This window comes from Rhodopirellula sp. UBA1907 (genome assembly GCF_002337565.1).
In the GTDB taxonomy this organism is placed as follows: Bacteria; Planctomycetota; Planctomycetia; order Pirellulales; family Pirellulaceae; genus Rhodopirellula; species Rhodopirellula europaea.
The window spans coordinates 55,978-60,217 of the sequence record NZ_DDGH01000101.1 but is presented as its reverse complement, the minus strand read 5'-3'; the positions used below and the strand labels follow the sequence as shown (position 1 = coordinate 60,217).

General features: G+C 56.1%; 5 protein-coding genes and 1 pseudogene. All 6 read left to right on the top strand.

Annotated elements, in window-relative coordinates:
- A pseudogene (locus B2R17_RS25145) lies at nucleotides 1-1,022 on the top strand (hypothetical protein); the annotation flags it as partial.
- Nucleotides 1,023-1,067: 45 nt separating this feature from the next.
- Nucleotides 1,068-2,006, top strand: a complete 939-nt coding sequence (locus tag B2R17_RS25140) for an ABC transporter ATP-binding protein (protein ID WP_007326694.1) — start codon at nucleotides 1,068-1,070, stop codon at nucleotides 2,004-2,006.
- Between the two features lie 100 nt (nucleotides 2,007-2,106).
- Nucleotides 2,107-2,640, top strand: coding sequence for a 3-hydroxyacyl-ACP dehydratase FabZ family protein (locus B2R17_RS25135; protein WP_007326693.1), 534 nt, complete (start codon nucleotides 2,107-2,109; stop codon nucleotides 2,638-2,640).
- A 26-nt stretch (nucleotides 2,641-2,666) separates the two neighbouring features.
- Nucleotides 2,667-3,056: an acyl carrier protein gene (locus tag B2R17_RS25130; protein ID WP_007326692.1), complete on the top strand. Its 390-nt coding sequence runs from the start codon at nucleotides 2,667-2,669 to the stop codon at nucleotides 3,054-3,056.
- A gap of 31 nt (nucleotides 3,057-3,087) precedes the next feature.
- Nucleotides 3,088-3,594: a 3-hydroxyacyl-ACP dehydratase FabZ family protein gene (locus B2R17_RS25125; RefSeq protein ID WP_008660545.1), complete on the top strand. Its 507-nt coding sequence runs from the start codon at nucleotides 3,088-3,090 to the stop codon at nucleotides 3,592-3,594.
- Nucleotides 3,595-3,600: 6 nt separating this feature from the next.
- A partial coding sequence (locus tag B2R17_RS25120) for a beta-ketoacyl synthase N-terminal-like domain-containing protein (RefSeq protein ID WP_286766171.1) occupies nucleotides 3,601-4,240 on the top strand: 640 nt, incomplete at its 3' end.

The following is a 4,240-nucleotide window of genomic DNA, read 5'->3' as shown; positions in this document are numbered from 1 at the left end:
ATCCCACAGTCTCCGTCGCTCTGTCGATCGGACTTTGGATGGCGGCTCAACCCCGGCAACCGGCGGACGCGAAATCGACTGACGCATCGAAGGCCAGCCAACCCGCGGCCGACGACGCGTTGCTGCGGACCAACTCGATCGAGTTCGTCGACATCGATGCCCAGTCCGGGTTTGGCCGGCTGTTTCGATGGTCGTTCATCTACTCGCACCCATCCAATCGCATTCGAATTGCCACTCGTACCACGGCAGAATCCAAAGCGGTCGCTGACCAATTCCATCATCAAGTCCTGGCGCCGTTTGGGACGCCCAGCTTGGCGATGGGCGGCATTCAAATCGAGTCGTCAGGAAAATCCTGCGGCGTTTTACTGAAACAAGCCGGTCCAGCATCACCGCTGAGCAGCCAGATCGGCGGGATGCGACTGTCGCCACGGAGCAGCAAGTCGATCGCACTGCAGACACAGTTTTCGACTGACCTGCCGAAACAAACACTCAAGCGTCGACGCGGCAGCGAATTACTCAATGGAGAACTCGTCAACACATTGCCGGTCGACTTGCTCGACGGCATGTTGATCTATCAAAACTGGGTTTACCTGCTGCCCACTCGCTTGCCCGCTGGTTCGCGAATTGACGAAGTCGACTCCCTTCGTCAAAAGAACTTCCGCTGGCAATTGTCGCGACAACGAGCTTTGGAAAGTGCTTCCGAAGGCGAGTCGTGGGACGTGACGATGGTCGATCAACCGCGTCGTTTGGCAGAGATGCTGATGTTCCATGATGCCGTCGGTGGGCCTCGCTACACAGTCCTTCGCAACGAGGTCCTCGGCCATTTGGATTTCAGTTCTTTGTTGACGGCTGACCGCTGCATTTTGATTGGACGTTGCAAGACGCCTTGGTCGGAGTTGGTCGTGACGACGGAATCGCCCGACTCGGATGACGCTTCCGAAGCCGCTGAATCGCTCGCGACGCCTGAGCAATCCAATTCCTATGTCCGTTTGGTTTTGCCGGTCGAAGAAGTCCGGCGTTGATCGAATTCCCCCGTTTGTTTCCCTTGTTCTGCATCGTGCCGGCTCGTGATCAAGACAGTTGACCTGACGAAAAAATACGGCGACGCATTCGCGATCCGCGCCATTGATTTGGACCTGGAAGCGGGCGACCTGTTCGGTTTCATCGGCCCCAATGGAGCTGGCAAAACGACGACGATGCGGATCATCGCCACGCTGTTGGAACCCAGCTGGGGCGAGGCTTACGTGTGCGGCCACAGCGTCCATACGCAGCCCAAGGAAATCCGCCGGTTGGTCGGCTACATGCCCGACTTCTTTGGCGTGTACGACGATATGACCGTGGTCGAGTACCTCGAATTCTTCGCCGCTTCGTACCGGATCGGCGGGACCGATCGACGTAAACGCGTTAACGAAATGCTGGAAGTCGTCGATTTGGACTTCAAACGGGACGCCTACGCCAACACGCTTTCTCGCGGACAAACCCAACGTCTTGGGCTGGCGCGAACGCTGCTGCACGATCCTCAAGTGCTGCTGCTCGACGAGCCACTTTCGGGACTCGACCCGCGAGCTCGGATTGAGATGCGGAACCTGCTGCGTCGTCTTGGCGAAATGGGCAAGACTGTCATCGTCAGCAGCCACATCCTGCCGGAATTGGCTGACGTTTGTAACAAGGTCGGAATCATCGACCGCGGTGAACTCAAGCAGAACGCTCGCGTCACCGAAGTCATCCGGATGGTCCGCGAACACACCGTGTTGATCATCCAACCGAGCCAACGCGAACAGATGTCACGAATCGCGGAGCTTTTCCAGGGCCATCCATTGGTCCAATCGACTCAGCCGGGTGATGACGCCGTTCGGGTGATCCTCAATAGCGACACGGACGATTACAGCGAATTGCCCAAACTGCTGATTGAAAACGGCATTGGCCTGAAGCGTTTCGCCGAGGAAGAACTCGACCTGGAATCAGCCTTCATGGCTCTGACGAAGGGCACCAGCACCCGAATGTGAGCCTCCGCTGGGTAGAATTTGCCCAATTCGACCGCTTCGGTGCAATTCTGTGCCGATTCTATGGTTGAGGCGTTTTGGGCGGGGTACTAAGTTACGCGGCATGAAATACCGCCAAATCGACCGAATTACCGAACTGACACCCGGCCAACGCTTGGTCGGCGAACGAACTTTGGCGGCAAACGAAGAATACTTAGCCGACCATTTCCCGCGGTTCCCCGTCATGCCCGGCGTGATGATGCTCGAAGCATTGCACCAAGCCGCCGTGTGGTTGATCCGAATGTCGCCTGATTTTGATTCTGCCTTAGTACTTCTTCGCGAAGCCAAAAGCGTCAAGTTTGGTGATTTTTTATCGCCTGGTGAGACGCTGACAGTGGAAGCGGAGATATTCAAACGCGACGGTGCGTTGACGATTGTCAAAGCCAAAGCCCGCAAAGGCGACCGAACGACTGTTTCGGCTCGCTTGGTCCTCGAGAGCTGCTCTAGTGGCGACCCAGAACATCTTGGTACCGACGCGGACGTTCAACGACTCTCTCGCGAGCAATTTTTTTCCTTGTTCAGCGACTCACCCGCCGCGATGGCCCTGCGTCGTCCCGGCGAGAACATATCGCCGACCATGACCCCTCACTCTGTTTGAAACACATTTAGGATTAGGAACGCACGATGGCGCTCTCAGAAGACGAAATTTTCACCAAGGTCCAAGAAGCTCTCGTTGACGCATTGGGTGTCGATGACGACGAAACCACTCGCGATGCCACTTTGGTGGGCGATCTCGGTGCCGAATCAATCGACTTCTTGGACATCGTGTTCAAGCTCGAAAAAGCTTTCGACATCCAAATCCCTCGCGAAGAATTGTCGCCGGAAGACATTCTGACGAACAGCCAATACGTTCAAGACGGTGTTGTCACCGCCGACGGAATGGCCGAACTGAAGAAACGGATGCCTTGGGCCGACTTGTCAAAATTCCAAGAAAACCCACGGGTTCAAGACTTCGGCAACTTGTTGACCGTTGGCGACTTGTGCAATTACGTCGACAGCAAAGTCAACCAGTAAGCATCCGCGTAACAACCGAAGGCAGCCTGCCATGCGATGGTTTTGGGTGGATCGCTTCACCGAATTTGTGAGCGGTTCTCATGCGTCCGGCGTGAAGAACGTCGCGTTGGACGAAGAGGTCGTTGACGATTACTGCCTCGGTTACACGATGCTTCCGCCAACTCTCATCATCGAGGGTCTCGCTCAACTGGGCGGGATCCTTGTGCACGAGAAATTTGGATTTACCAAACGGGTCGTTTTGGCCAAGGTCGGCAGTGCCAAGTACTATGCACCGGCGCGACCTGGCGATTCGTTGCAGTACCATGTCAAACTGGAACGCACCCAGGACAGCGGCGCAACCGTCACCGGTACCAGCCACTGCGATGGCGAATTGCAAGCCGAAGTTGATTTGATGTTTGCCTTCCTCGAGGAAGGCCATTTAATCGATGGACCGCTCTTCAATCCTGGCGATTTGCTGGCCATGATGCGGATGATGAACTTCTTTCACGTCGCCGTCACGGCTGACGGAGAACCGATTCCTTTTCACGAAAATCTGTAAACGTCCATGTCGTCGCGTCGCCGAGTCGTCGTCACCGGAATCGGTATGATCAACCCAATGGGTTGGGATGTCGCCACCGTTTGGTCTGGCCTTCAGGAAAGCGGCAGTGGCGTTGCGCCAACGACGCTGTTCAACGCCAGCGGTTTCCCCACTCGCATCAGTGCGGAAATCAAAAACTGGGACATCACCAAAGCGGTTGAAGACGGTGAAAAACACGTCCAACGCGGACGTCACACCCAATTCGCGATCGCGGCTGCCACTCAAGCGATGAAGGACAGCGGCGTTCTGTCGTCGATCAAGGATCCCACGCGGATCGGCGTTTATTTGGGCAGTGGTGAAGGCAACCAAGACTTCAACACGTTCAGCAAAATGATGGTCGCGGCACTTGCCGATGGAACCTACGACCCGACCAAGTTCATTGCCGCCGGATTGAGTCTGCTCGATCCAGCCAAAGAACTGGAACAAGAACCGAACATGCCCGCGGCTCACCTCGCCGCTCGTTTCAACGCGCAAGGCCCTAACTTCAACTGTCTCACCGCATGTGCGGCCAGCAGCCAAGCGGTCGGAGAAGCCACCGAAATCATCCGTCGCGGTGAAGCCGATGCGATGTTGGCGGGCGGAACCCACAGCATGATTCACCCGTTCG

Excerpts from the sequence above, each read along its gene's own strand:
- B2R17_RS25135 (WP_007326693.1), top strand. The coding sequence starts at position 2,107 with ATGAAATACCGCCAAATCGACCGAATTACCGAACTGACACCCGGCCAA.
- B2R17_RS25130 (WP_007326692.1), top strand. The coding sequence starts at position 2,667 with ATGGCGCTCTCAGAAGACGAAATTTTCACCAAGGTCCAAGAAGCTCTC.
- B2R17_RS25125 (WP_008660545.1), top strand. The coding sequence starts at position 3,088 with ATGCGATGGTTTTGGGTGGATCGCTTCACCGAATTTGTGAGCGGTTCT.